This is a genomic window from Listeria sp. PSOL-1, assembly GCF_902806445.1.
Classification (GTDB): Bacteria; Bacillota; Bacilli; order Lactobacillales; family Listeriaceae; genus Listeria.
The window spans coordinates 1883431-1909359 of record NZ_LR760298.1 but is presented as its reverse complement, the minus strand read 5'-3'; the positions used below and the strand labels follow the sequence as shown (position 1 = coordinate 1909359).

The following is a 25929-nucleotide window of genomic DNA, read 5'->3' as shown; positions in this document are numbered from 1 at the left end:
AACCGATGGAAAAACCAAAATTTGAAATAAACGATATTATTGAAATGAAAAAACCTCATCCTTGTGGAACAAATCGCTTTCGTATCATTAGGATGGGAATGGATATTAGAATTAAGTGCGAAGGCTGTGGCCACAGCGTGATGATACCGCGGCGTGAGTTTGAAAAAAAGTTAAAAAAAATATTAGTAAAAGCTAACGAAATAATAGAATGAAAAATTCTTAATAAAGCATGGATAAATAGTCTACTTTTGTTTAAGTATAGACTTTTGTCTATGCTTTTTTAATTAATATTACATATATAAAAGTTGTCAATTTTCATTTAAGGGCAAAATGCGCATAATAAATAACATCTCTCACAAATAATATACATCTTTCTTTCTGTTTTCTTGCTATACTCTAGCGTGTAAAGATGTTTTTAAAAGGAGGGGATAAAAAATAATGTGACAAATTTGTCAAAAATATGTAGAATCAACAATACAAAAGGAGCGAGGGCATGAAAAGAATATTAACTTTTTTAGTTGCCAGTATGATGGCATTATTAACAATTAGTAATGCAGTTGCACCACTAACTGTTAAAGCCGCAGATGGCGTAACACTTGAAGTAGGAACAGAAGCAGAGCTGCGTGCAGCTTTAAGCAATAATTTAGTAAGTAAGGTTGTTTTGAAAAATGACCTGGCATTAAATGAATATTTTGATTATATTGTTGGTCACAATGTAACGATTGATGGGGGGGACCACACTGTTGCATTAAATAATAGTGCTTTTAAAAGTACTAGCACAGGTGGAAACAACGTTACTTTTGCTAATATAAAATTTACAGCAGGAAACCTGAGAACAATTTTCATAACAGATTTAGTAAATTACACTGTTACTTTTGAAAATGTTACATTAAATGGTGGACAAGCTGTATCAAATATAAATGGGACTACTTATGTTAAAGGTAACAACAGCTTCAATACAACAACTCCAAAAGATCTTTTTGTTGTAAAAAACCTGATCTTTGATAAAAACTCAGTAACGACAATGAGAAATGGTAATAATTTACATGCTGTTCAAGTGTATTCAGGGGGTACAGTACAGCTTGATACAAGCTCTAAATTGTCAATAGACTCTGATGGCGAAGGTATTTATTTAAATGGGGCTCGTCAGAATCTGATTGTTGGAACTGATGCGGAGTTAAATATTTTAAGTACAGACTTAAGTATTGAGGGTACTTCAGCTAACGTAAAGTTTGGCACAGGAAGTAAGGTTAAAATAGATTATCGTAAAGCAGCTACTGGAATGATACCACGTATATATGTAAATCAATTAAACCTAAGCAATTGTGCTTCTGTGCAAATCACTTCTTCTCCGTCAAGCCCATATGCTATTCGTATTTCTACAGCTGGACAATTATCAATAGATAATGTGAAATATTTTGATTTCAGAAATGAAAACTCAACTGGACGAGCTATTTATATGGATGGCGATGGTGCAGTTTTTTCAACAACAGCACAAAATATAGGAGCTTGGGTAAGAGGAAGCAACTTAGATGGGGACCCTCAATATACTTGGAATAAGGTAGATACATTAACTGATTTTTCTGGATATACAAGTATAGTAGGAACAACAAATGTACCGGAATTCCAAACACAATTTAAAGCAGAGAATTTCGAAAGATTGTCGAATGGCTCAATGACTGACAATAAACCTGTCATTAATGCATCAGACAAAACATTAAAAGCAGGCGACACATTTAATCCACTACAAGGCGTAACAGCAAGTGACGCAGAAGATGGAGATTTAACAAGCAAAATCCAAGTAACAGCAAATGACGTAAACACACAAACACCAGGAACTTACCATGTAACATATAAAGTAACAGACAGCGATGGTAACATTACAGAAAAAACAATAACTGTTACAGTAAACAATAACAGTAAACCTGTCATTAACGCATCAGACAAAACATTAAAAGCAGGCGACACATTTAATCCACTACAAGGCGTAACAGCAAGTGACGCAGAAGATGGAGATTTAACAAGCAAAATCCAAGTAACAGCAAATGATGTAAACACACAAACACCAGGAACTTACCATGTAACGTATAAAGTAACAGACAGCGATGGTAACATTACAGAAAAAACAATAACTGTTACAGTAAACAATAACAGTAAACCTGTCATTAACGCATCAGACAAAACATTAAAAGCAGGCGACACATTTAATCCACTACAAGGCGTAACAGCAAGTGATGCAGAAGATGGGGATTTAACAAGCAAAATCCAAGTAACAGCAAATGACGTAAACACACAAACACCAGGAACTTACCATGTAACGTATAAAGTAACAGACAGCGATGGTAACATTACAGAAAAAACGATAACCGTCATAGTGAAAAACAACAGTAAACCTGTCATTAACGCATCAGACAAAGCATTAAAAACAGGCGATAAATTTGATCCATTACAAGGTGTAACAGCAAGTGATGCAGAAGATGGGGATTTAACAAGCAAAATTCAAGTAACAGCAAATGACGTAAACACACAAACACCAGGAACTTACCATGTAACATATAAAGTAACAGACAGCGATGGTAACGTTGCAGAAAAAACGATAACTGTTACAGTAAAAGCACTTGAAGGCGAAGTGAAAGTACTAGCTCCATTTTATATTGGAAAAGATAACTGGGTGCAATTTTCTACTTCTGGTGAAATTACAAAGGTTTATCTAGATGTAAATGGCACGAAATACCAGCTAGTTAAAGTTGCAGGTGGAGAAAATCAATACTATGCAAAAGATAAGATCACAGCATTGGATCAAAATGCTAAAGTTGTGGGTACAAATGATGCAGGTACGATTATATCCAGCGCCCCTGTTGTTATTAAAGATGGATCGCTTCTAACAGGTACAGTTGCTGCAAAGACATATCATGTTGGTACTGACAGTTGGGTAACAGGGACTTATACAGGAAGTGTTAAAACAATTGTACTGCAAGTAGGAGACAAAACTTATGCTAAAGTTGCAGTTGCAGCAGATGGAACCTTTAAATACTATGCAAAAGATCTTATTCTTAGCGTAAATGATAATGTAAAAGTTATTGGATACAATGCAGAAGGTACACCGATTGCAAACGGTCCAGTAAAACTTGAAGGTCCAGTTGTTCTAACCGGAACAGTTACACCAGATGATTACGTTTTAAAAAGCACGAATGTCACAGGAACTTATACAGGTGACGTAAAAGCAGTAGCGTTACAAGTAAACGGTCAAATATATAGTACAGTCAAAGTTGGAGCAGATGGCAAATTCCAATACTATGCAAAAGACAAGATCGTAAGTCTAACTGATGATGTAAAAGTATTAGCTTATAACTCAACAGGAGATTTAGTTGATACAAAACCAGTTAAAATTTTGGCCTCAAAACCAGCATCAGGAACAATTACTCCAGACGATTACGTTTTAAATGATTCTTATGTAACAGGGATATATAAAGATGACGTTAAAACGGTGGCACTACAAATCAATGGGCAAACATACAGTGCAGTCAAAGTCGGAGCGGATGGCAAATTCCAATACTATGCAAAAGGTAAAATACTAAGCGTAGATGATGATGTAAAGGTATTAGCTTATAATGTATCAGGAGAATTAGTTGATACGAAACCAGTTAAAATTTTAACATCTAAACCAGCATTAGGAACGGTTACTCCAGACGATTATGTTTTAAACGACGCTTATATTGCAGGGACATATGCAGGTAATGTCAAAACAGTAGCACTCGAAGTGAATGGTCAACTATATGAAACAGTAAACGTTGGACCAGATGGCAAATTCCAATACTATGCAAAAGGTAAAGTACTAAGTGCAGATGATACCGTAAAAGTATTAGCTTATAATGCATCAGGGGAATTAGTTGATACAAAGCCTGTTAAAGTTTTAGCATCTAAGCCAGCACCAGGAACGATTACGCCTAATAACTATATTTTAAATGACTCTTATGTAACAGGTAGCTACACAGGCGCTGTCAAACAGGTGGCGTTAGAAATCAATGGTCAAATGTATGACAAAGTAAATGTTGGAGCAGATGGTAAATTCCAATATTACGCAAAAGGTAAAATACTAAGCGTAGATGATGTTGTAAAAGTTTATGCTTACAACGCAGATGGTATATTAGTTGATACAAAACCAGTTACAGTAACAGGTGCAAAACCAGCATCAGGAACGGTTACCCCAGAAAACTACATTTTAAATGATTCTTATGTAACAGGCAGCTACACAGGTGCTGTCAAAACAGTAGCGTTAGAGATCAATGGACAAGTATATGATGCAGTAAATGTTGGAACAGATGGTAAATTTCAATATTATGCAAAAGGTAAAATACTAAGTGTAGACGATGTCGTAAAAGTATTAGCTTATAATGCATCAGGAGAATTGGTTGATACGAAATCTGTTAAAATCTTGGCATCTAAACCAGCAACTGGTACGGTTACCCCAGAAAACTACATTTTAAATGACTCTTATGTAACAGGTAGCTACACAGGCGCTGTCAAAACAGTAGCGTTAGAGATCAATGGTCAAGTATATGACAAAGTAAATGTTGGAACAGATGGTAAATTTCAATACTACGCAAAAGGTAAAATACTAAGCGTGGACGATGTCGTAAAAGTATTAGCTTATAATGCAGATGGAGTATTGATTGATACAAAACCAGTCACAATAATAGGTACAAAACCAGCATCAGGAACCGTTACTCCAGAAAACTACACGTTAAATGATTCTTATGTAACAGGTAGCTATACAGGTGCTGTCAAAACAGTAGCGTTAGAAATCAATGGCCAAGTATATGACAAAGTAAATGTTGGAGCAGACGGAAAATTTCAATACTACGCAAAAGGCAAAATCGCAAGTGCAACAGACACTGTGAAAGTTTTAGCTTACAACGCAGATGGAGTATTGATCGATACGAAACCAGTTACTATAATGACTGCAACGCCAGCACCCGGAACCGTTACTCCAGAAAACTACACGTTAAATGATTCTTATGTAACAGGGACATATACAGGCGCTGTTAAAACAGTAGCATTACAAGTAAATGGTCAAGTATATGACAAAGTAAATATTGGAACAGATGGTAAATTTCAATACTACGCAAAAGGTAAAATCGCAAGCACAACAGACGTTGTGAAAGTGCTAGCTTATAACGCAGATGGAGTATTGATTGATACAAAACCCGTTACTGTAACAGCCTCTGATCCAGCATCAGGTAAAGTCACTCCAGACAATTATATTTTAAATGATTCTTATGTAACAGGGACATACACAGGAACTGTCAAAACAATTGGACTAGAAATCAATGGCCAAGTGTATGGCAAAGTAAATGTTGGCGCAGATGGTAAATTCCAATATTATGCGAAAGGTAAAATCACAAGTACATCTGATGTTGTAAAAGTTTATGCTTATGATGCAGATGGAGTATTAGTTGATACGAAGCCAGTTACTGTGACGGACTCTAAACCAGTACCCGGAACAATTAATACTAATAATTACGTTTTAAATGATTCTTATGTAACAGGAATTTATACAGGTGCTGTTAAAACAATAGCATTACAAGTGAATGACAAAGTGTACGACAAAGTAAATGTTGGAGCCGATGGAAAATTCCAATATTATGCAAAAGGTAAAATCATAAGCACAACAGATACTGTAAAAGTTTTAGCTTACAACGCAGATGGAATATTAGTTGATACGAAACCAGTCACTGTAACAACAGCAACACCAGCACCTGGAACGATTACTCCTGATGATTACATTTTAAACGATTCTTATGTAACAGGCATCTATGCAGGTAATGTAAAAACAGTAACATTGAAAATCAATGACCAAGTATATGACAAAGTAAATGTTGGCGCAGATGGTAAATTCCAATATTATGCAAAAGGTAAAATCACAAGCGCAACAGATATTGTCAGTGTTTTAGCTTACAATTCAGATGGTGTACTAGTTGATACGAAATCAGTTAAAGTTCTAGGATCTAATCCAGCACTTGGAACGATCACTACCGATGAATACGCAGTAGATGACTCTTTTGTCACAGGAACCTATACAGGTAATGTAAAAACGATAGCATTGAAAATCAACGACCAAGTATATGACACAGTGAATGTTGGAACAGATGGAAAATTCCAATATTATGCAAAAGGTAAAATCACAAGTGCGACGGATGTTGTCAGTGTTTTAGCTTACAATTCAGAGGGCGCATTAGTTGATACGAAATCAGTTACAGTTAAACCAAAAAGCGTTCCAACCGTAACGATCACACCTGATGCATATACGCTTAACACAAACAACGTCACAGGAACTTATACAGGCGGCATAGCACGAATAGCTTTACAAGTAGGCTCAACTGTTTATGGTATGGTTCCAGTTGCAGCAGATGGAACATTTAAATATTATGCTAAAAATATTATCACAAGCGCAACAGATGTTGTACAGGTTATCGCTTATGCTAACGATAATACAGAACTAGGTAGAAAAACAGTTACAATTAACTAACTTTATGAATTACGTTTGAAGGAGATTTAATATGAAAAAATTCCCGTTACTATTTATGCTGCTTGCTGCAATTATGCTAGTTACAGCATGTGGTCAAAATGAAAAAGCCGATAAGAAAACAACGGAAACAAACCATACAAAAAGTGTCAATGGCGTCGAAATGAAAGTTGAAAAACTAAAATTAACAGAGGATGGGGCAACAAAAAACCATCTTCTACAAATTGCTATGAAATTTAAAAATAATAACAAAACAAATTTCGGAATAGGTGCAGGCGATTTTAAGCTAAAAGATGCCGACGGTAAAGAATTAAAATTAAAAACCGAAGCTCCGAATTTTGGTGATGAGATCAAAAGCGATAAAGAGTTAACCGGGAATGCATATTTTATTGTCCCTAAAACGATAAAAACAGCAAAACTAATCTATCAGCCAGTTACTACGGTAAAGTCAAAGAAAAAGGAAACAGAAGTATCCTGGAATTTGACTTTGCCTGAGCTGGACTGATAAAAGCAGATGATTTACAGGGAGAAAAGTGAGACAGATGATGAATTTTAAAAGAATATTAACGTTGCTCAAGAAAAACATCTTATTTATCTGTGTATTAACAATGACAATGCTTGTGTGTATGAGTACGTATCTTTATTTTGCAACACCAGTATATGAAAACACAGTACAATTGCTTATTAACCAGACGCCAGTTACAAAAGATGGACTAAATAAACAAGCCATTGAAACCGATTTGCAACTAACAGATACGTATACAACGATTATTAAAAGCCCAAGGATCCTTACATTAGTAAAAAAGAAATTAAACAGCAAGTACACATTAGATGAACTATCAAACATGGTTAGCGTTGAGAACAAAACGAATTCGCAAATTATCTCTATTTTAGTAAAAAATGAAAGTAAACAACTAGCAGCAGATATAGCTAATGAGATAGCAACTGTTACAAAAGCAGAGATACCTAAAATAATGAAAATCAATAATGTCACGACACTTTCTCCCGCCTTAGCAACGGAAAACCAAAAGCCTGTAGCTCCTAAAAAAGCTTTTTTGCTTATTTTAGCTGCGGCTTTTGGCATCGTTGCTAGCGTTACGTTCATTTTAATTAAAGAGATGTTAAACCGAAAAATCAATACAACAAATGATATTACTGAATTACTTGATGTTCCTGTTATGGGAATGATCGGAAGCATTGCAAATAATGATGTAAAATCGAAACAACGCAAGAAGAAATAAGGAGATTGCAGTTATGAAACGAAATAATAAGAAGCAATTAATTTCTTACTACAGCAATAAGTCATATGTTACGGAACAGTTTAAAGCAATCCGCGCACAAATAGAATTCGCTTCTTTTGAAAAGGATTTTCAAGTGGTCTTAATTACTTCTCCTGAGCCAGAAAGCGGAAAAACTACAATTGCAGCCAATTTGGCAACTGTATTCGCTAAGCAAGGAAAAAAGACACTATTAATTGACGCTGATATGCGTAGACCAGCTGTTCATCGTATTTTTAATATGACAAATAGACACGGATTATCAGAACTAATCGTTACAAAAACTGCTGATGCACATGACTTTTACCGAGAAACAATGGTTGAATCGTTATTTGTTATGACAAGTGGGCTTATGCCACCTAATCCTAATGAACTTTTATCATCTAATAGAATGAAATCGATTTTGCAAGATTTGGCTGCGGAATTTGATCGAATTATTATTGATACGCCTCCAGTTTTAGCAGCTTCTGATGCACTTGTTCTTGCACCGAGTTTAGATGGGGTCTTACTTGTTTTAAGAAGTGGACATACACTTTATGAAAATGCTAAGAAAGTGGTTTCAGAATTAAAACAAGCTCGTGTTCCTCTGATAGGAGCCATTTTAAATGATGTAAAAGAAATTAAAAAATTTGAATACTAAATTATATGATTAGGCAAGGAGGAATTAAAATGAAGCTACCTTACCTAATGCTTGCTGAAAAAAAGGGTTATTTTAGAGCGAAGCGTTGGTTAGATATGGTTTTATCGTTTATTGGTATTGTTATACTTAGCCCAATTTTTATCATTGTGGCTCTAGCAGTCAAGTTAACGGAACCTAAAGCACCAGTTTTTTTTAAACAAGTAAGGGTTGGTAAAAATATGGTACCATTTACTATTTATAAATTTCGTACAATGGTCACGGATGCAGAAGGGCAATTGGCGGAACTTTTACCGCTTAATGAGGTAGAAGGAGCTATGTTTAAGCTGAAAAATGATCCACGTGTAACAAAAATTGGCCGCTTTTTGCGAAAAACAAGTTTAGATGAATTACCACAGTTATTCAACGTATTAAAAGGTGATATGTCACTTGTAGGACCGCGTCCACCTCTTGAGTCGGAAGTGGCACAGTATACATCCTATGAAAAACAGCGCTTAAATGTTTTACCAGGATGTACAGGGGTTTGGCAAGTTACAAAACGTAATAGTGCTCGGTTTAGTGAAATGGTTGAATTGGATTTGTTTTATATTAAAAACATGTCGTTATCACTAGATCTTAAAGTTATTTTTCAAACAATTTTAATTATGGTTGTGCCTAACCATGCGTATTAATGAAAGAATTTATTTGTTAGGTAGCAATTTAGATCTTTACACAAAAGAAGAATCTGTTCGCCGATTATGCGGGTTTATTGAAGATAGAAAAATGATACAACACGTAGTCATCAATGCAAATAAAATAAATTTAATGCAAACAGATACTGAGCTGCAAAAAATTGTCAATTCAGCGCCGATTATAAATGCGGACGGAATGTCAGTTGTTTGGGCAGCAAGGTTGTTAAAATATAATATTAAAGAACGTGTAACCGGAATTGATTTATTTGAAGAAATGGTCGCTATATGTGCTGAACGAGGCTATCGTCCTTTTTACTTTGGGGCAACGGAAGAAGTTGTTAAAGAAGTTGTAAATAAACATCAAGAAAAATATCCTTCTCTTAAAATAGCTGGTTATCATCATGGTTATTTTAAGGATTCAGAGTCAGTACAAATAGCTGAAATAATTAAAGCAAGTTCTGCAGATATTCTATTTGTTGCTTTTTCAAGCCCTAAAAAAGAATACTGGATTAATCAATATAAAGAAATTATGCAAGTACCTGTATCAATGGGTGTTGGTGGAAGTTTTGATGTCATTGCAGGCAAGACAAAACGAGCACCAATTTGGATGCAAAAACTTGGACTTGAATGGTTTTATCGACTCTTACTAGAACCACGGAGAATGTTCAAACGCTATCTATTTGGAAATTGTAAATTTATCCAACTTGTGATTAAAGAAAAGGTGAAACAATTATATGAAAAAAATAGCTAAACTTTGTTTTCTCTTATTAAATAAAATGCCAATGTCAAATAAATTTTGGTTTGGCAACTTCATTAAAAAAACAAAGGCGCGGCTTGGAAAAAGATTATTTGGCGAATGTCATCTTTCTAGTAATATTCGTCCGCATGTTAAGTTAGTTGGTATGGAAAATATTTTTTTGGGAACACATTCTGGCATAGGTGATGGAGCTCGTATTATCGCAAAAGATTCAGTTAAAATTGGCGATAATGTCCTAATGGCACCGGATGTTGTTATTTTGACAGAAAATCATGTAGTTGATCAAGAAAAAGAAATCCTTTTAAGTGGAACAGAAACAAAAAAAGTTGTTATTGGTTCAGATGTTTGGATTGGAATTCGTGTTATTATTTTACCCGGAGCAGAGATTTCAGATGGTTGTATTATTGCAGCAGGCGCAGTTGTTCCTGGTAAATATTATCCACCATATACCTATATTGGTGGAAATCCTGCTAAAGTCATTAAAAATCGTCGAACGGAGGAGTAAAGCAGTGGTTTTGTCAAAAAAAGCAGTTCAAATAACATTGTTGTTTATTTGTTTCTTTCCAGTAATTGACTGGTTAAACGGGTTTTTTATCTATTTAGGATTTAGTAGTTCAATCGGTAGTATGTACCGCTTAGCCTGCTTTTTTTTGTTACTTTTTATGATCATCAGAAAAGGTTTTTATTTTCGTAGTTATGATGTGTTTACGATATTACTATTCTGCAGTATTTGGCTGTTATCTCTTGCCCAAACAATTACTCTAGGGAATGATCAATCTTCTTTGGCCTATGATTTATCCAATCTTGTTAAATTATCGTTTTGGATTGGAATTCCTTATTTTGTTTATCAGAATAAAGAGCAGATTACAGCATCTTTTTTTGAAAGGCTTTTTATGATGATTAGTAGTTTTTTTGTTAGTGGTCTTCTGGTTCCTTATTTGCTAGGGATTGGTAAAAGCACTTATGTGGGTGCAGGATTCAAAGGTTTTTTTTTGCAACGAATGATACAGCAGTAGCACTAATTAGTACACTTGCTTTTATTGGTTGGTATATTCTCAGCCGATTAAGCAAGCTTAGTTTTTTGAAAATCATACTTTTTCTTGTCTTATATACGATGAATTTATTTGCACTCGTGATATTGGGAACAAAAATGGGCTTAATTATTGGGGTTATCGTGACACTTTTTTATCTTTGTCAATTTTTCTTGAAAAATAAATATGAAATTCCCGTTGTCGTTAAAGTGCTGAGTGGCTTATGGGGCGCTTTTTTCCTTTTTATCTTTGCAGATAAAATTAAATCTATTGTTTTAGAAAGTTTATCAGGACTTTTTATTAGGCTATCTTACTTTTATCAATTTTATGGTGGTCAAATTATACAGCTTATTACGAGTTCTCGACTAACTTTTTTAGATGAAGGCTGGAAGTACTTTATTAGTTCTGATCACTTAGGTCAATTTTTAATTGGCTATGGGTTTTCTTATCGCCTAGCTAATTGGGGTTCAGGCGATTATATTGAAATGGATTTTTTTGACAGTTTATTTTCATTAGGCCTTATTGGTTGGTTGTTGTTAACAGCTTTCATTTGTTATTTTGCAGTGATTGCTTGGAAGCAAAAGAGTATTTATAGTGGCATTTTTTATTTGCTTTTAATCTATTCTTTTTTTGCAGGACATGTTGCTTTTTCGGCGCTTTCGGCAACACTAATCGGACTTACTTGCGCGGGTATGAATTTATTGAAGAAAGTGGATAATCATGAATAAATTATTGACACAGTTTTTGAAATACAGTATCGGTTCTTTAGGTGCAGCAGCTTTAAATTTTTTAACGATTCCTATTGTTACGTACTTTATTTCACCAACGGAATATGGAAAGACAAGTATGTTTTTTTTGGTTCAAACCATTTTACTAAGTGTGATTTACTTAGGTTTTGATCAGGCTTTTGCTAGAGAATTTTATGAAGTCAATCAGTTGAAAAAGCTGCTTTTTAACGCGATGGCATTGCCTATTATTATTTCTTTTTGCTTAGTTTTTTTCCTTTTGACATTTAAAAAGCAAATCTCTACATTGCTTTTTTCAGATACAAATGCGGATGGCGCTATTTATTTACTTTGTTTAATGATTTTTGCTTTGATCTTTGAACGATTCTTATTTTTGCTTATGCGTGTAGAAAATAAATCACTAGAGTTTTCGTTCTTTAACATTTTAGTCAAATTCGCCATTCTTGTATGTACGTTGTTATTTTTAATTTTTCAAAGTCACACGTATATCGCTGCGATTTATGGCACAATTATTGGTCAATTAGTAGGGGATTCAATACTTGTTATTCGGAATTGGCGACTTTTTAGTGTTTCTTTTGCTTTATTTGATAAAAAAATATGGATGTCTTTGTTTAAGTTCGCGTTACCTATTTTTATCGCTACAGTGATATACAGCTCATTCACAGTTTTTGACAAAATTATCATTCGAGCTTTTAGCGGATTTGCTGCGTTAGGATTATATACAGCAGCATTTAAAGTGGCCAGTGTACTTCTTATCGTGCAAACGACTTTTGCTAACTTTTGGATGCCAACTGCTTATGAATGGTATAAAGAAAAGCGGCCGATTAAAGATTTTCAATTTGTTAGTGAAATCGTGTTATTGCTTATCTCCATTTTATTCGTCTTCATGTTGATGTTTAAAGATGTTCTTATTTTTCTTTTATCACCTGAGTACAAAGAAGCCAAATATATTTTTCCATTTTTATGCTTTTATCCACTGATGATGACACTAAGTGAGACAACTAATTTAGGCATTGTATTTTTAAAAAAGGGCTATTTAAATATTTTCGTTTCAACATCGGCTTTGATCGTCTCCATTATATTGAATTTGACACTTATACCTTCTTTTGGACCGATTGGAGGGGCAATAGCAACAGGTAGTTCGTATATTGTCTTCTTTTTTATCCGTACTTACTTTGCAGGACGCGCTTGGCAACCAATTAAGATAAAAAAACATATGATTATCATTCTTTGTTTATTGATTTTAGCGCTATGTAATGTTTTCATTCATGATACTTTATTCCTTGTAACCTTAGAAGTAGTGACGATTTGCATTATTATATTACTATTTTTACCTTTACTAAATTTAATTTGGAAACGAGGCTTTAACAAATGAAAATCGCGTTAATCTCAAATATGTATCCATCGAAAAAGTTTCCCGCATATGGTATTTTTGTAAAAAACCAGTATCAACTCTTGGAAAAAGATCATGAAGTGACATTGATCGTTATGCAGAAAGAACCTCATCATTTACGAAAATTAATTGCCTATATTAAGCACTATCTAAAAATTATTTGGCTGTTACTTTTTCAAAATTATGATCTAGTTTACGTTCATTATGCAACACATCATGCCATTCCGGTGTTGTTTGTTTCATTGTTGCGGCCAAAGTTGCGTATTCTTGTGAATGTACATGGTTCGGATATTTTGCCCAATACAAAAATTCAAATTATCTTGCAGTTTTTTAGTCGGCATTTATTTAGACGAGCACAGGCTCTTGTTGCTCCGTCGCTTTTTTTCAAACTAATTCTTGTAAAAAATTGGCATATTCCACGAAAGAAGATTTTTGTATCTCCTTCAGGTGGTATTAATCGTGCAGTTTTTTCTCCTGTTCAGAAGAAACCGATTAAACAGGCCTTTATGCTTGGTTATGTTGGCCGAATTGATCATGGTAAAGGTTGGGATGACGTACTGTATGGCTTTTATCATGCAATGGAAACAACTGATATAAAAGCAAAATTAATTATGGTTGGAAATGGCGCAGAAAATGAAGCTAAAAAAGCATTAATTAAGGAACTTCAATTAGAAGAACAAGTAATCTGTCATGATTTTTTATCACATCAAGAGTTAGTAGAGATCTATAATCAGTTGGATGTTTTTGTTTTTCCAACTTGTAAATATGAAAGTTTAGGATTAGTAGGTTTAGAAGCGATGGCGTGTGGCGTTCCAATTATTGGTACAAAGCGTGGAGGTTTGGCCACATATATGAAAGAAGACGTCAACAGCTTGTCTTACCCTGCTGGAAACAGGCAAGTTCTTGCAGAAAAATTAATTTATCTTGTTAAAAACCAAGATAAACTAGGAAAATTAAAGCAGGGCGCTCTAAAAACGGCAGCAGAATATGATAGCAAAGTTGTGCATCATCATTTCCTAACCTTTTTGAGACATACGTTTAGCCAATAAAAACTAGAGTATAGAGCACTTTATACTCTAGTTTTTATTTCATTTAAAAAGCAAAGGCGAAAATTGGGTTAATAGGCCAAAAATAGCGGTAATTGTTCATAAAATATTTACAGAATTTGCGCACAATTTTCCTTACAATAAATAGAGAAGGGAGGTAGATGAGATGGATTCCTTATTAAAGCTTTTTTCAAACACAAAACTTTTTACTAATGGCCAAATAAATTGGAACGTTGTAAAAGAATTAGTTGGATTTCTTTTTTAAATGATTAATTAAGAAAAACAAGGAGGTGAAAAAAATGAAACTAGCAGAAATTTTAAGCACTATTCAAAAATGGAAAGCAGATCTAATTAGCTACATTAATGGCTTATTCCAGTAATAAATCGTGTCAAGTCTTTTTTTTTGAGAATTAAGGCCTAAAAAGCAACAATTGTTCAAACTTAGTCTACAGATTTATTGCCAATAAAGAGATAAACTATAAATATAGCACAGGAGGTGAAACATAATGGAATTTTTAGCATTAGCACAAATTGTACTAGCTTACTTGATGAAATTTGCAAATATGACATCTTGATTTCACAACAAACACTTTAGGGGAGGTGAAAAGAATGGGAGTACTTCAAGGTATCGTAGTATGGATTGGCTTAGCAGTTGCAGGTCTTAAATCTGCATTTTTAGGTCTTATCAATATTCTTGTTTAGTTATTACAAAGAGATAAACGCTTAATGCGTTTATCTCTTTAACTAACACTTTTATTAAATAGTTAGATCGTACTTTTAGAACAATAAACTCAAAAGAAAGCTGTGTACAAATTTATTTTTGTATACAGTTCTTTAGTAAGGATGGAAAAATGAAAAGTCAAGAGAACAAGTACAGTTGGAAAGAATTCGGCAACTTAATTTCACAAAAAACAATTTCAAAACCACTATTTTGCATTGCGATCGTTTTTTCAGTTATATCAACTATCGTTTCGTTATTCGTTCCGCTTTTCGCTAAAAACTTTATCGATGGTTTTATGGGTAAAAATTTCAACTACATAATTGTTTTTTATCTATTAATCCTATTTATCGTACAAGTTATTTTAAGTGGGGTTTCGCTTTATTTGCTTAATTTAATTGGTTTGAAACTTGTACTAGCAATACGAAATAAGTTATGGAATAAGATTTTATTTTTGCCGATTCGTTATTTTGATAGTACTAACTCTGGGGAATTCGTAAGCCGGATGGTCAATGACACAGGTTTGATTAAAACGCTTGTTTCAGATCAATTTCCACAAATTATTAATGGGACGATTACATTAGTAGGAACAATAACCATCCTACTTGTTATGGATGTCAAACTTACAGTAATTTTATTTATTGCTATTCCTATTTTAATTTTATTTGTAGCGCCTCTTGGGAAAAAGCTATTTGCGATTTCAAAGGGACTACAAGCAGAAACTGCTGCATTTAGCACAAAAATTTCACAAGTAGTAAGTAATATTCGACTAGTAAAAGCAACAACATCCGAAGAAGCCGAGGTAAAAAGCGGAGAACGAGGTTTAAACAACCTTTTTCAATTCGGTAACCGAGAAGCGAAAATTAATGCAATTATTAGTCCGATAACTGTATTTGTTGTTATGGGTATTTTGGTGGGCATCATTATTTATGGTGGTGTTCGTGTCAATGCGGATACGTTAACAATCGGTACGCTAATTGCGTTTTTAATATATGTATTTCAATTGCTTGTTCCTATCACTGCTTTCGTTACATTTTTTTCACAACTACAAAAAGCAAAAGGAGCAACGCATCGTATTTATGAGATTATTAACGAAGATTCAGAAGAACTTCATCATGGAGGCACAATATCACTCTCAGATAAAAGCTTATCTGCAACTAATTTAACGTTTTCATATGATGGAAAACATCGAGTAATTGATGGCATTTCATTTGAAAGCAGCCCTGGAGAAATGATTGCTTTTGTTGGCCCGAGTGGTGCAGGGAAATCGACTATTTTTTCACTACTTGAAAGGTTTTACCAGCCAACTGAAGGCGATATTTTTGCTGGCGATCAGTCAATGAAAGGGATATCCTTAAATTCTTGGCGTTCACAGTTTAGTTATGTTTTACAAGATAATCTCTTATTATCAGGTACTATTCGTGAAAATCTTGTTTACGGACTAAAGCATGATGTGACGGAAGAAGAATTATGGCAAGCTTTGAAGTTAGCTTATGCAGCGGATTTTGTAGCTGAGTTACCAAAACAGCTAGAAGAAGAAGTTGGCGAACATGGCGTTAAACTTTCTGGTGGGCAAAAGCAGCGAATTACCATTGCTAGAGCGTTTTTGAGCAAAGCACAAATTTTGCTTTTAGACGAAGCAACAGCAAGTCTGGATGTGCGAACAGAGCAATACGTACAGAAATCATTATTAAACTTGATGAAGCAAAAAACGATTTTCATCATCGCTCATCGTATTGATACAATTAAACATTCAGATAAAATTATTTTTATTGACAAAGGTCGAGTTACAGGGCAGGGAACTCATGATGAATTGATTGAGAGCCATGAACTTTATGCTTCTTTTATACAAACACATTTTACAACTAAAGATGTTCAAGGAGCTAACGTCTAAATAAAACACACGATGAAAGTATTAAAAGGATATCACTATTGAGGTTTTTATTAGATAGTTGAATAAAATACTAAAAAGATATCCTTAGTGCTTTTCATTAAGTATTAAATTATATTCAATAAAGTAAAAAGCCTAAATTTCAATTTATAATTGATTATTTTTTGGGTTTTTAAAAGAAACAACATCAAATTGTGAACAAATTTAGGCTAAACATCTTAAAAATTGATAATTATAACCCTAAAAGGTCTTAATATTAAGGTCAATTAGCTATATTATTATTTTTGAGGAGGTGATTTAGGATGAACTTTTTTGAATTACAAGATTTGTTAGAAAAGGATAATGTGATCATTGATTACATTTTAGTAAAATGCCAATATAAAGAAAAATATGTAAAGGAACACCAACGCATTAAATTTGAAGAAAATAAAATTTACATTCAAAAATCGGGTTATTTCCAAATTACGTATATTGAAAATAAAGAAATGAAACAAATTTCTTTTAAGAATACGATTTGGCTGGGGCGTTTTTATCATAGTAAAAATAATTTAATCGTTGAAGCATTAACACCTGCAACGTTAATTGTTTTGGATACAGATGAAGTATTTGACCTTTTGGAAAAAGATAAGTTATTAGCACATCTATTTTTCCTGCTTTTAGCCCAAATCAGAGGTAACTTTGAAATGTTTGAGTTACAATTTCAATTTCGTCCTAAAGAAAGAGTGGTTCGTTTAATTAAGATTATTAGCGATAAAATGAATTGGGCCACGGAGACGGAGAAAGAATTACCAAGATTTTTTACAATGGATTTTGTAGCTGCTTGTTGCTGCTGTTCAAGAAAAGTTGTATCTAAAGCGCTAAAAGAATTGGCTTTAGAAGGAATTTTGGATATTTCAGCAAAACCATGGGTGATCTTAGATCCAGAAAAATTGGATAACTATACAACACGTCTACATCTTGCAGCTGTGAACGAGTAGAGGCTGAGGTTAAATGAATAGAAAAAAGGTGTTTAAATGAAAATAAACGTAATAGGTTTAGGTTATATTGGGCTTCCTACAGCGATGATGTTTGCAAGCTGTGGGCATCAAGTAGTAGGCGTAGACAATAACGCTGAAATCGTTCGAGAATTAGGTCAAGGGAAGATTCACATTGAAGAGCCAGGTGTAAAGGAAATTTTGCAATCAACATTAAAAAAACAGACCTTTAAAGCAGCTGAAAAGGCTGAAAAAGGTGATGTTTTCATTATTGCAGTACCAACACCAAACCGACAAGATGAGCTACATTCTTGTGATTTAAGCTATGTAACTCAAGCTGTTTTCTCAATTCTTCCATTTCTTGAAAAAGGTAATACGGTTATTATCGAGTCAACGATTGCACCGAATACAACAGCAAAGTATATTGCACCTATCTTGGAACAACAAGGTTTTTGTATTGGGGAGGATCTATTTCTGGTTCATTGTCCAGAACGAGTTCTTCCTGGAAAAATTATCAATGAACTAGTTTATAACAATCGTATCATTGGAGGCGTTACTCCAAATTGTACAAAACAAGGTAAAGCTATTTACCAAACTTTTGTTAAGGGAGAATTGATTGAAACAGACGCAACGACAGCAGAGCTTTCTAAGCTGATGGAAAATACATTTAGAGATGTTAATATCGCTCTTGCCAACGAGCTTGTTCAAATTTCTAATCACTTAGAGGTAAATGCTATTGAAGTTATTAAAATGGCAAACAAGCATCCACGTGTAAATATCCATCAACCTGGCCCGGGAGTTGGCGGACATTGCTTAGCCGTCGATCCCTACTTTATTATTGCTACAGCAGAACATGTATCGCCGCTTATTCAACAAGCACGAGCGATTAATTCAGCTATGCCAGCATTTGTTGTTCAAACGATTGAACGCTTACTAGATAGACCACCAACAAATGCTACAATTGCACTCTTAGGACAAGCTTATAAAGGAAATATTGATGATAAACGTGAGAGTCCAGCAGTTGAAGTTTTTCAATTATTGAAAGCACAAGGCTATAATTTAAAAGTGTTTGATCCACATATCTCAGATCCAAGTTACGAAGAGAGTTTGGAAAGCGCTACTGCGGGAACAGATTTAGTCGTTATCTTGACTGATCATACTGAATTTCTGAAGTTAAATACGATCAAGGTTACTGCACCAATTTATGATACACGGGCGTTTTTAAACGTTGTAGAGTCGCCTAATCTTATTTATAATTTTGGCAACCAGTATAAATACTCAAAAGAATTAGTTAACATAGGAGATTGATAAATGAAAAAGAAAGGTTTGTGTATACTTATGGCACTTTTTTCCATTAATACTTTGCTTGGTGGTTGTGGAGATTCTGAAAAACCAACTAAAAAAACAGAAACGCAAGCAAAAAAAGTAGATGTAGAAGATAAAAATGTAGCAAAAATTAAGAAACTGCTTAGTAAAAGCTTAGGTGATAATGCTTCAATAAATTATGTTGCCGACAAAAAACAATTTGACCTTATCGCAACAAGTGATCAGTTGAAACAGGCACTTACTAAAATCAAAGACGAAAATACTGGTGAAAAAGAATGGCAAACGCTTGTTCAAGCTTTTAAACAAATTTCACTGCAAATAAAAGCGGCCTATAAAGAAGATTACAGTGTTCGCCTAGCTGACCCTAATGATACCAAAGAATCACTATTAACGGTTCGTAATGGTGAAGTAATTTACAATTTTAAGAAGTAAATATAATTTATCCTGAATTTTTAGCCCTAGTGGTTAAGAATTCAGGCTTTTTTTATAGAAAGAACTTTAAGAATATAATAGGTGAAACAATTTTACTATTGTATACTGTAGATAACAGATGTATAATGAAACCACTTCGAGCGTGTTTTGCGGCATCTTATGTGAAATGACGTGCAATAACAGGACGTTTAGCCAGGTATTAGAAAGGGTGGATAGGATGAAAAGATCTCGTATTTTAACAATATTGGTGAGCTTAATTATAATTATCGGACAATTAAGTGGGTCTATCAGTGCCTTTGCAGAAACTAAAGGGCATGATATCACTACAAAGGATTTATTTTTTGAGGAAAATGGTAAAAAGATAGACCAATTAGATTTGACAAAAAAATGAAAAGAAAACAATTTCTTTTGTAACGACCAATCCGGATGACAAAGAAATTACAATTAATTTGCCAAAATCGGTTCAATTAGTACAAACTTCAAAAAAACAAAATGAAATTGTTGCTTATGACCAGGATAAAAATCAAGTTACCCTTCAACTAAAAGATCGTCGCAAAGTGGATTTGTCATTACAGGGGGTTACTGCGAGTAAAGGTCAAACAACACAGCCACTCTATGCAAAAACAACACGTTCTGATGGCATCAATTACCTATCAAAAGAGGTAAATGTTATTGTCTCTGAAAAAAACACTCCGCCTGTTCAAGCAAAACAACAAGTACGTGCTAGCAAGTATTCAGCCAAAATTACTTCCCCAAGTGAAGTAACAGTAGGTAGTGATATTACTTATGAAATTACAATAAATTCTGATGCGGTAACAATGGATCCGCTCAAAGGTGTTGAACTAACTGTTGAAATTCCAGAAGGGTTTGATTTTAGTACCCTTGCGGATAATCCTTATGTGGATTCGTATACGTATGATGCAGCTACACATAAAGTCGTGTTCAAGTTAAAAGATATTACAGATGGTGTAATTAGTTTTACTTTTAATGCGAAGACAGTAAATGATAATGATAAATATAATGGAATGCCCGCTAATGCAATGCTGAACGGAAATGATGTGGGAAATGGTGCACCTGATGAAAGTACAACAGAAACAACCATTGTTGGCGATGTGGATTATAAACCATCAAAGAACTTTACAACCATTCCAGGATCAGGGAAGCGTGCAGTTACGTATTCTTTTAATATTGTATCGTCTAGCGATAAAGGCCAATTTTCGACATGGAAACAAGTTATTACGGATAATATTCCTGCAGGTGCACAAATTATCAGCAATGAAGGTAAAATAGGTAAATGGGAAATTACTGGCAACGAAGCATCAGGTTGGCAAGCTGTATGGACATCGAATAAACTACACAAACCAGGAGAAGATTTAGGTAATGAAAAAGATTTTCCAACTTTGACGGTTTATTATCCAGAAGATCAATTTCCAAATGGAACACGTCCACCGGTTAATACAGCAGGTCTAAAAGTTTACGATAAAAATAACCAAGAATATGATGGCGGCCAGTCGGACACTCAAGGTCCAGAAATGTCAACAGGCACTGAAGAGGGTGTTGATGCTGATAAGCGTAGTGGGACGAATCAAGGTGGAGGCACATGGTATGATGGCATGTATAATCGTCATTTCCAAGTTGACGGAAGCTTTATTTCAACTTCAGGAAAAACAGCACGTGAACTTACAGTAGAAGATGAGCGTGATAAATACGCCAACAAGGATTTCTGGGATCGCGTAAATGTATATCAAGTTGATGTGATTTTTAATGCAAAAATGACATCTGCGGCAGCGGATTATCGTTTAGAGTATAAGAGTAACAAACATCTGTGGGAAGAAGCATTTTCTGGTAATACCGCAAAAAGCAGTAGTGCAGTCACTTTTCAACCAGCGGATTCTGTAGGTTACGGGACAGGTGATAAGCGCGTTACACTAGCAAAAGGGGAACGTGTTACAGGAATACGAGTAATCATTGGGAATCAATACGACGACTCAGTTAAAATTTCAAGTACGTCTGTTGCAACGCTTGATTTTTATTTGTATCCTTCTTATAATAGTCGCGAAACAAATACAGGCGGGGATGATAACAAGCTTTGGGATAATCATGCAAGCGTTCAAGGCTATTATGGAGTTGATGCACCGACTAATAACACAGTTGTTGGCTACGATGTTCATATAAAAAGAAATGTAAGCTTAGGAACGGCTATTAAAGCCCCTGCAACAATGAATGTAGGACAAGATAATCAGTATACTGCTTATATAAATAATCAGAGTGCTTCATTTGATTATAAAAATGCAATTATGAAAGTTGTGCTACCAGCTGGTATTTATTACGATAAAGCAAAAGGTGTTTCACCTGTAGCGCAAAATTCGGATGCACCATATAACTTACCAATTCCTAAACCAGGTTCTGGTGTAACGATTAGTACTCAAATGATAGCACCGACTGCAAATGATCCTCTTGGGCATCAGGTTGTTGTCTTTAAATTTAACGAGGTAATTCCAGCGATGAGATTAGCTGGGAATGGTACAGATAGGCATATTGAAGATAAGGGGTTTGGCTATAATATCCCTGTTCAAGTGACAAATGACGCTTATGTTAACAATCGTAACGGAGCGGATGCTACTTCTTGGGCAACAACAGAAGATCCAAACTTTAACGGTGTAGCATTTAATAATTATGCTAATTTACTTCATCAAGATGATTATAATTTTGATGCCACTCGTGATAAAATTGCGTGGGCAGTGGGAGAAAGCCAAATACTAACAAAAGGTGGATTATTATTAACTAAACTTGTTAGTAATGAGAGAGCCCCCTCTTTCACAACGGATCAATTAGCTTTTGCTAAGGATAAAATGCACTGGCAATTAAAACTCCAAAATGTCTTGCCAGAGGATGTAAGTAATGCTCAGGTTTTTGATAGGTTACCGCAAAAAGACGATGACAACGGCTTTTCAACGGAACTATCTGGCCCTGTTACAGGTATCCCAAGTGGAGCTACTGTTGAGTATTCAAAAGATGCAACCAGTGCCACAAATGGCTCATGGTCAAGTGATTGGCAAGGAGCAAAGGCTTTTCGTGTTACTATCCCGAAAGTAACTGCAAACCAAACCATCACAATGGATGTTCCTTTTGTTATCCCGAATGATGCAAAAGCACAAGACCAAATCAAAAATACAGCAACAGGTACAGGAGTTTATGATGGAGACAATGTTTCCTATAATTCAAACGAGGCAACAGTTTTAATTACAAATGGCTCAGTAGAACTGATAAAAACGGATAGTAAGACAAATGCTGCTTTACAAGGAGCCGTATTCGAACTTCAAGATGATACTGGCAAAACACTCCAGCAAGGCTTAACAACGGATGAAAACGGTAAGATAACAGTAGATGGATTAGCACCTGGAAATTATCAATTTATAGAAACTCAGGCACCGACTGGCTATGAGCTGGATCAAACGCCCGTGAAGTTTATTATTAAAGAAGACCAGACTACAGCAGTTCAAGTTAGCATGAAAAATAAATTAATTTCTGGCGGCGTTGTATTAACTAAAACGGACAGTCAAACAGGAGCTGTATTGCAAGGCGCGGTGTTTGACCTCCAAGATAGCACCGGCAAAACCCTGCAACGTGACTTAACGACAGATCAAAGTGGTAAGATTTCTGTGGACGACTTAGCACCAGGTGATTATCAATTTGTGGAAACCCAAGCGCCAACTGGTTATGAGTTAGATCAGACCCCAGTGAAATTTACTATCCAAGAGGGTCAGACAAGTGCGGTGCAAGTTAGTAAGGAAAACAAGTTAATCCCAGGTAGTGTTGTGTTAACTAAAACGGATAGCCAAACAGGAGCTACATTACAAGGAGCAGTGTTTGACCTTCAAGATGAAGCCGGCAAAACCCTGCAAAGTGGCTTAACAACAGGCCAAAGCGGTAAGCTCTCTGTGGAAAACTTAAGTCCTGGAAACTATCAATTTGTAGAGACTAAAGCGCCAACTGGTTATGAGCTAGATCAGACCCCAGTGAAGTTTACTATCCAAAAAGGTCAAACAAGTGTCGTGCAAGTTAGTAAGGAAAACAAGTTAATTCCAGGCAGCGTTTTATTAACGAAAATAGATAGTCAAACAGGGGCTGTACTACAAGGCGCGGTGTTTGAACTCCAAGACGGTACGGGCAAAACGCTTCAGCGTGATTTAACGACAGACCAAAGCGGTAAGATTTCTGTGAAAGACTTGGCTCCAGGAGACTATCAGTTTGTAGAAACTAAGGCACCAACTGGTTATAAATTAGATCAAACCCCAGTGAAATTTATCATTGAGAAAGGTCAGCCGGATGCTGTGAAAGTAATTGCAACAAATCAACGCCTAGGTAAAGATAAGGATCATTCAAAACCAAATCAACCGCCAACACAAGGCAATGATCCATCGAATAGTTCTTATCAAGGCACACTTCCTAAGACTGGCGACGGAGGATTTGATCTGTTAATAAGTCTTTTAGGCGCTTTAATCTTAGTAACATTAGGTTTTGGTATCTATAGGAATCGAAAAGTAAACTAAAAAACACCCCACTAATTCATTGTAAAATAAATTAGTGGGGTGTTTTTATTTAAGACAATAAAACACTCGCATGGTAAAAGGGAGAACCATGCGAGTGAAAAAGGGAGTTTTGAAAATCAACCATTCAAAAAAGGGAGTAAAAGAATGAGTTAATTTCAATTTATAAATATATAATAACGGTTTAAGTTTAAAATTTACTTTAGTTTATCTAAGAATTGCATGAGAAATATATTTGCAATTTTGTGTAAACTTTTATATAGGTGAATGATATCTGAAAAAATATAATCAATGACGATGTTTCCAAGACGCTGAAATCGGTTTGTTAACTAAAAACTTTGGGTATATTTAGAAAGAGTAATTTGACCATGAGATAGTCAATAGAAAGTAAAAACGGAGGGATAACATGACCGAGAAAAAGAATTTAACAACAAACCAAGGGACCCCTGTCGGTGACAACCAGAATTCAATAACAGCAGGAATAAAAGGTCCAACTTTACTAGAAGATTATGTTCTTATTGAAAAATTGGCTCATTTTGATCGTGAGCGTGTGCCTGAACGTGTTGTACATGCGCGAGGAGTGGGTGCACATGGTAAATTTATTACAAAGAGAAGTATGAAAAAGTATACGATGGCTGATTTTTTACAAGAAGAAGGAGAAGAAACGGAGGTATTTGTGCGAATTTCGACTGTTATACATGGCATGCATTCTCCGGAAACATTACGTGACCCCCGAGGGTTTTCCGTGAAGTTTTATACAAAAGAAGGAAATTATGATTTTGTTGGGAATAATTTGCCAGTTTTCTTTATTCGAGATGCAATAAAATTCCCGGATGTTATTCATTCACTTAAGCCAGCGCCAAATACGAATATTCAAGATCCAAATCGATATTGGGATTTCTTTAGCTGCAGTCCAGAATCTACGACAATGATTACTTATTTATTTAGCGACGAAGGAACTCCGGCATCTTATCGCGAAGTTCGTGGTTCGAGTGTCCATGCCTTTAAGTGGATCAATGCAGAAGGAAAAACGGTCTATGTGAAATTGCGCTGGTTACCGAAAGCAGGCATTGTAAATCTTTCTACTGAACAAGCTGCTAAAATCCAAGCAAAAGAATTTAACCATGCGACACGTGATCTTCATGAAGCGATTGAAAAAGGTGAATATCCGGAGTGGGATTTGTATATTCAAGTACTTGACCCTGCTGATTTGGATAAATTTGATTTTAATCCTCTTGATGCAACAAAAGATTGGTTTGAGGATGTTTTTCCATATGAATTTGTAGGGACGATGATTTTAAATCGTAATCCTGAGAACGTGTTTTCTGAAACCGAATCGGTTGGTTTTAATCCAGGTGTCCTTGTAAGAGGCATGCTTCCTTCTGAAGATCGTTTGCTTCAAGGGCGGTTATTTTCCTACTCAGATACACAGCGTCACCGCATTGGGCCAAACTACTTGCGTCTACCGATTAATCATCCAAAAGCAGAGGTAACAAATAATATGCGTGACGGTGCAATGCCAATTGGTCAGCCAACAAGCACTATTAATTATGAGCCAAACAGCTATGAATCAGAGCCAAAAGAAAATCCGGCATTTACAGAACCTGAGCAGGAGATCCGCGGCGATATTGTAGGCCGTCTAGCAGCTGAAAAACCAAATAATTTTGGGCATGCAAGAGAAGTTTGGCGTCGTTATTCTGATGACGAACGGAAAGCATTGGTTAAAAATATTGTAGAAGATTGGGAAACGGTACGCGACGATATTAAAATTCGCAATTTACGTAATTTCTACCAAGTCGAACCAGAATTTGCTGAACGTGTGGCTAAAGGAACAGGTATTGATTTAGAAAAGCATATTAGCGATTTAAAATAAGGAAATGGCTTTGAACTTTCATTTCGAGAAGTTCAAAGCTTTTTCTATCTATGCCAACAAGTCAATTTAAGAACAAGCTGG

The 25929-nt window shown here is 35.1% G+C and carries 19 protein-coding genes; all 19 read left to right on the top strand.

All coding sequences use genetic code 11. The features are described from left to right. Positions 1-5: 5 nt before the first annotated feature. Positions 6-212, top strand: a complete 207-nt coding sequence (locus tag G6Q10_RS09175) for a DUF951 domain-containing protein (protein WP_163655327.1) — start codon at positions 6-8, stop codon at positions 210-212. 281 nt (positions 213-493) lie between these two features. Then, entirely contained in the window at positions 494-6529 is a 6036-nt protein-coding gene (locus tag G6Q10_RS09170) for an immunoglobulin-like domain-containing protein (protein ID WP_163655325.1), read from the top strand. 31 nt (positions 6530-6560) lie between these two features. Next, complete coding sequence (locus G6Q10_RS09165; RefSeq protein WP_163655323.1) at positions 6561-7031, top strand: DUF4352 domain-containing protein; 471 nt, start codon at positions 6561-6563, stop codon at positions 7029-7031. Between the two features lie 37 nt (positions 7032-7068). Continuing rightward, positions 7069-7767 carry a YveK family protein gene (locus tag G6Q10_RS09160; protein ID WP_163655321.1) on the top strand — a complete coding sequence of 233 codons (699 nt, stop codon included), beginning with the start codon at positions 7069-7071 and terminating at the stop codon, positions 7765-7767. Between the two features lie 13 nt (positions 7768-7780). Next, the gene (locus G6Q10_RS09155; RefSeq protein WP_163655319.1) at positions 7781-8443 is read left to right on the top strand and encodes a CpsD/CapB family tyrosine-protein kinase; all 663 of its coding nucleotides are present in this window, start codon (positions 7781-7783) and stop codon (positions 8441-8443) included. Positions 8444-8472: 29 nt separating this feature from the next. Continuing rightward, a complete protein-coding gene (locus G6Q10_RS09150) occupies positions 8473-9111 on the top strand; it encodes a sugar transferase (RefSeq protein WP_232057812.1) in 639 nt (212 codons plus the stop codon). Then, a complete protein-coding gene (locus G6Q10_RS09145; RefSeq protein WP_197914092.1) occupies positions 9101-9862 on the top strand; it encodes a WecB/TagA/CpsF family glycosyltransferase in 762 nt (253 codons plus the stop codon). Before G6Q10_RS09150 ends, G6Q10_RS09145 begins: the two co-directional genes overlap by 11 nt. Further along, positions 9846-10373, top strand: a complete 528-nt coding sequence (locus tag G6Q10_RS09140; protein WP_163655315.1) for an acyltransferase — start codon at positions 9846-9848, stop codon at positions 10371-10373. Before G6Q10_RS09145 ends, G6Q10_RS09140 begins: the two co-directional genes overlap by 17 nt. Before the next feature lie 4 nt (positions 10374-10377). Next, the gene (locus tag G6Q10_RS09135; protein ID WP_163655313.1) at positions 10378-10884 is read left to right on the top strand and encodes a hypothetical protein; all 507 of its coding nucleotides are present in this window, start codon (positions 10378-10380) and stop codon (positions 10882-10884) included. Between the two features lie 65 nt (positions 10885-10949). After that, entirely contained in the window at positions 10950-11627 is a 678-nt protein-coding gene (locus G6Q10_RS09130; RefSeq protein ID WP_163655311.1) for an O-antigen ligase family protein, read from the top strand. Continuing rightward, positions 11620-13020, top strand: a complete 1401-nt coding sequence (locus G6Q10_RS09125) for a lipopolysaccharide biosynthesis protein (RefSeq protein ID WP_163655309.1) — start codon at positions 11620-11622, stop codon at positions 13018-13020. The genes G6Q10_RS09130 and G6Q10_RS09125 overlap by 8 nt, the downstream gene beginning before the upstream one ends. Beyond that, the gene (locus G6Q10_RS09120) at positions 13017-14087 is read left to right on the top strand and encodes a glycosyltransferase family 4 protein (protein WP_163655307.1); all 1071 of its coding nucleotides are present in this window, start codon (positions 13017-13019) and stop codon (positions 14085-14087) included. Before G6Q10_RS09125 ends, G6Q10_RS09120 begins: the two co-directional genes overlap by 4 nt. 848 nt (positions 14088-14935) lie before the next feature. Next, positions 14936-16696, top strand: a complete 1761-nt coding sequence (locus G6Q10_RS09115; protein ID WP_163655305.1) for an ABC transporter ATP-binding protein — start codon at positions 14936-14938, stop codon at positions 16694-16696. Positions 16697-16995: 299 nt separating this feature from the next. Beyond that, positions 16996-17670: a cyclic nucleotide-binding domain-containing protein gene (locus tag G6Q10_RS09110; RefSeq protein ID WP_163655303.1), complete on the top strand. Its 675-nt coding sequence runs from the start codon at positions 16996-16998 to the stop codon at positions 17668-17670. A gap of 36 nt (positions 17671-17706) precedes the next feature. Further along, positions 17707-18975 carry a nucleotide sugar dehydrogenase gene (locus tag G6Q10_RS09105; protein WP_163655301.1) on the top strand — a complete coding sequence of 423 codons (1269 nt, stop codon included), beginning with the start codon at positions 17707-17709 and terminating at the stop codon, positions 18973-18975. Positions 18976-18978: 3 nt separating this feature from the next. Continuing rightward, on the top strand, positions 18979-19425 hold the full coding sequence (locus G6Q10_RS09100; protein ID WP_163655299.1) for a hypothetical protein: 447 nt from the start codon (positions 18979-18981) through the stop codon (positions 19423-19425). Between the two features lie 217 nt (positions 19426-19642). After that, complete coding sequence (locus G6Q10_RS09095) at positions 19643-19816, top strand: hypothetical protein (protein ID WP_163655297.1); 174 nt, start codon at positions 19643-19645, stop codon at positions 19814-19816. A gap of 58 nt (positions 19817-19874) precedes the next feature. Then, complete coding sequence (locus G6Q10_RS09090; protein ID WP_197914091.1) at positions 19875-23978, top strand: SpaA isopeptide-forming pilin-related protein; 4104 nt, start codon at positions 19875-19877, stop codon at positions 23976-23978. Positions 23979-24381: 403 nt separating this feature from the next. Beyond that, a complete protein-coding gene (locus G6Q10_RS09085; RefSeq protein WP_163655295.1) occupies positions 24382-25848 on the top strand; it encodes a catalase in 1467 nt (488 codons plus the stop codon). The last annotated feature ends 81 nt before the right edge of the window (positions 25849-25929 follow it).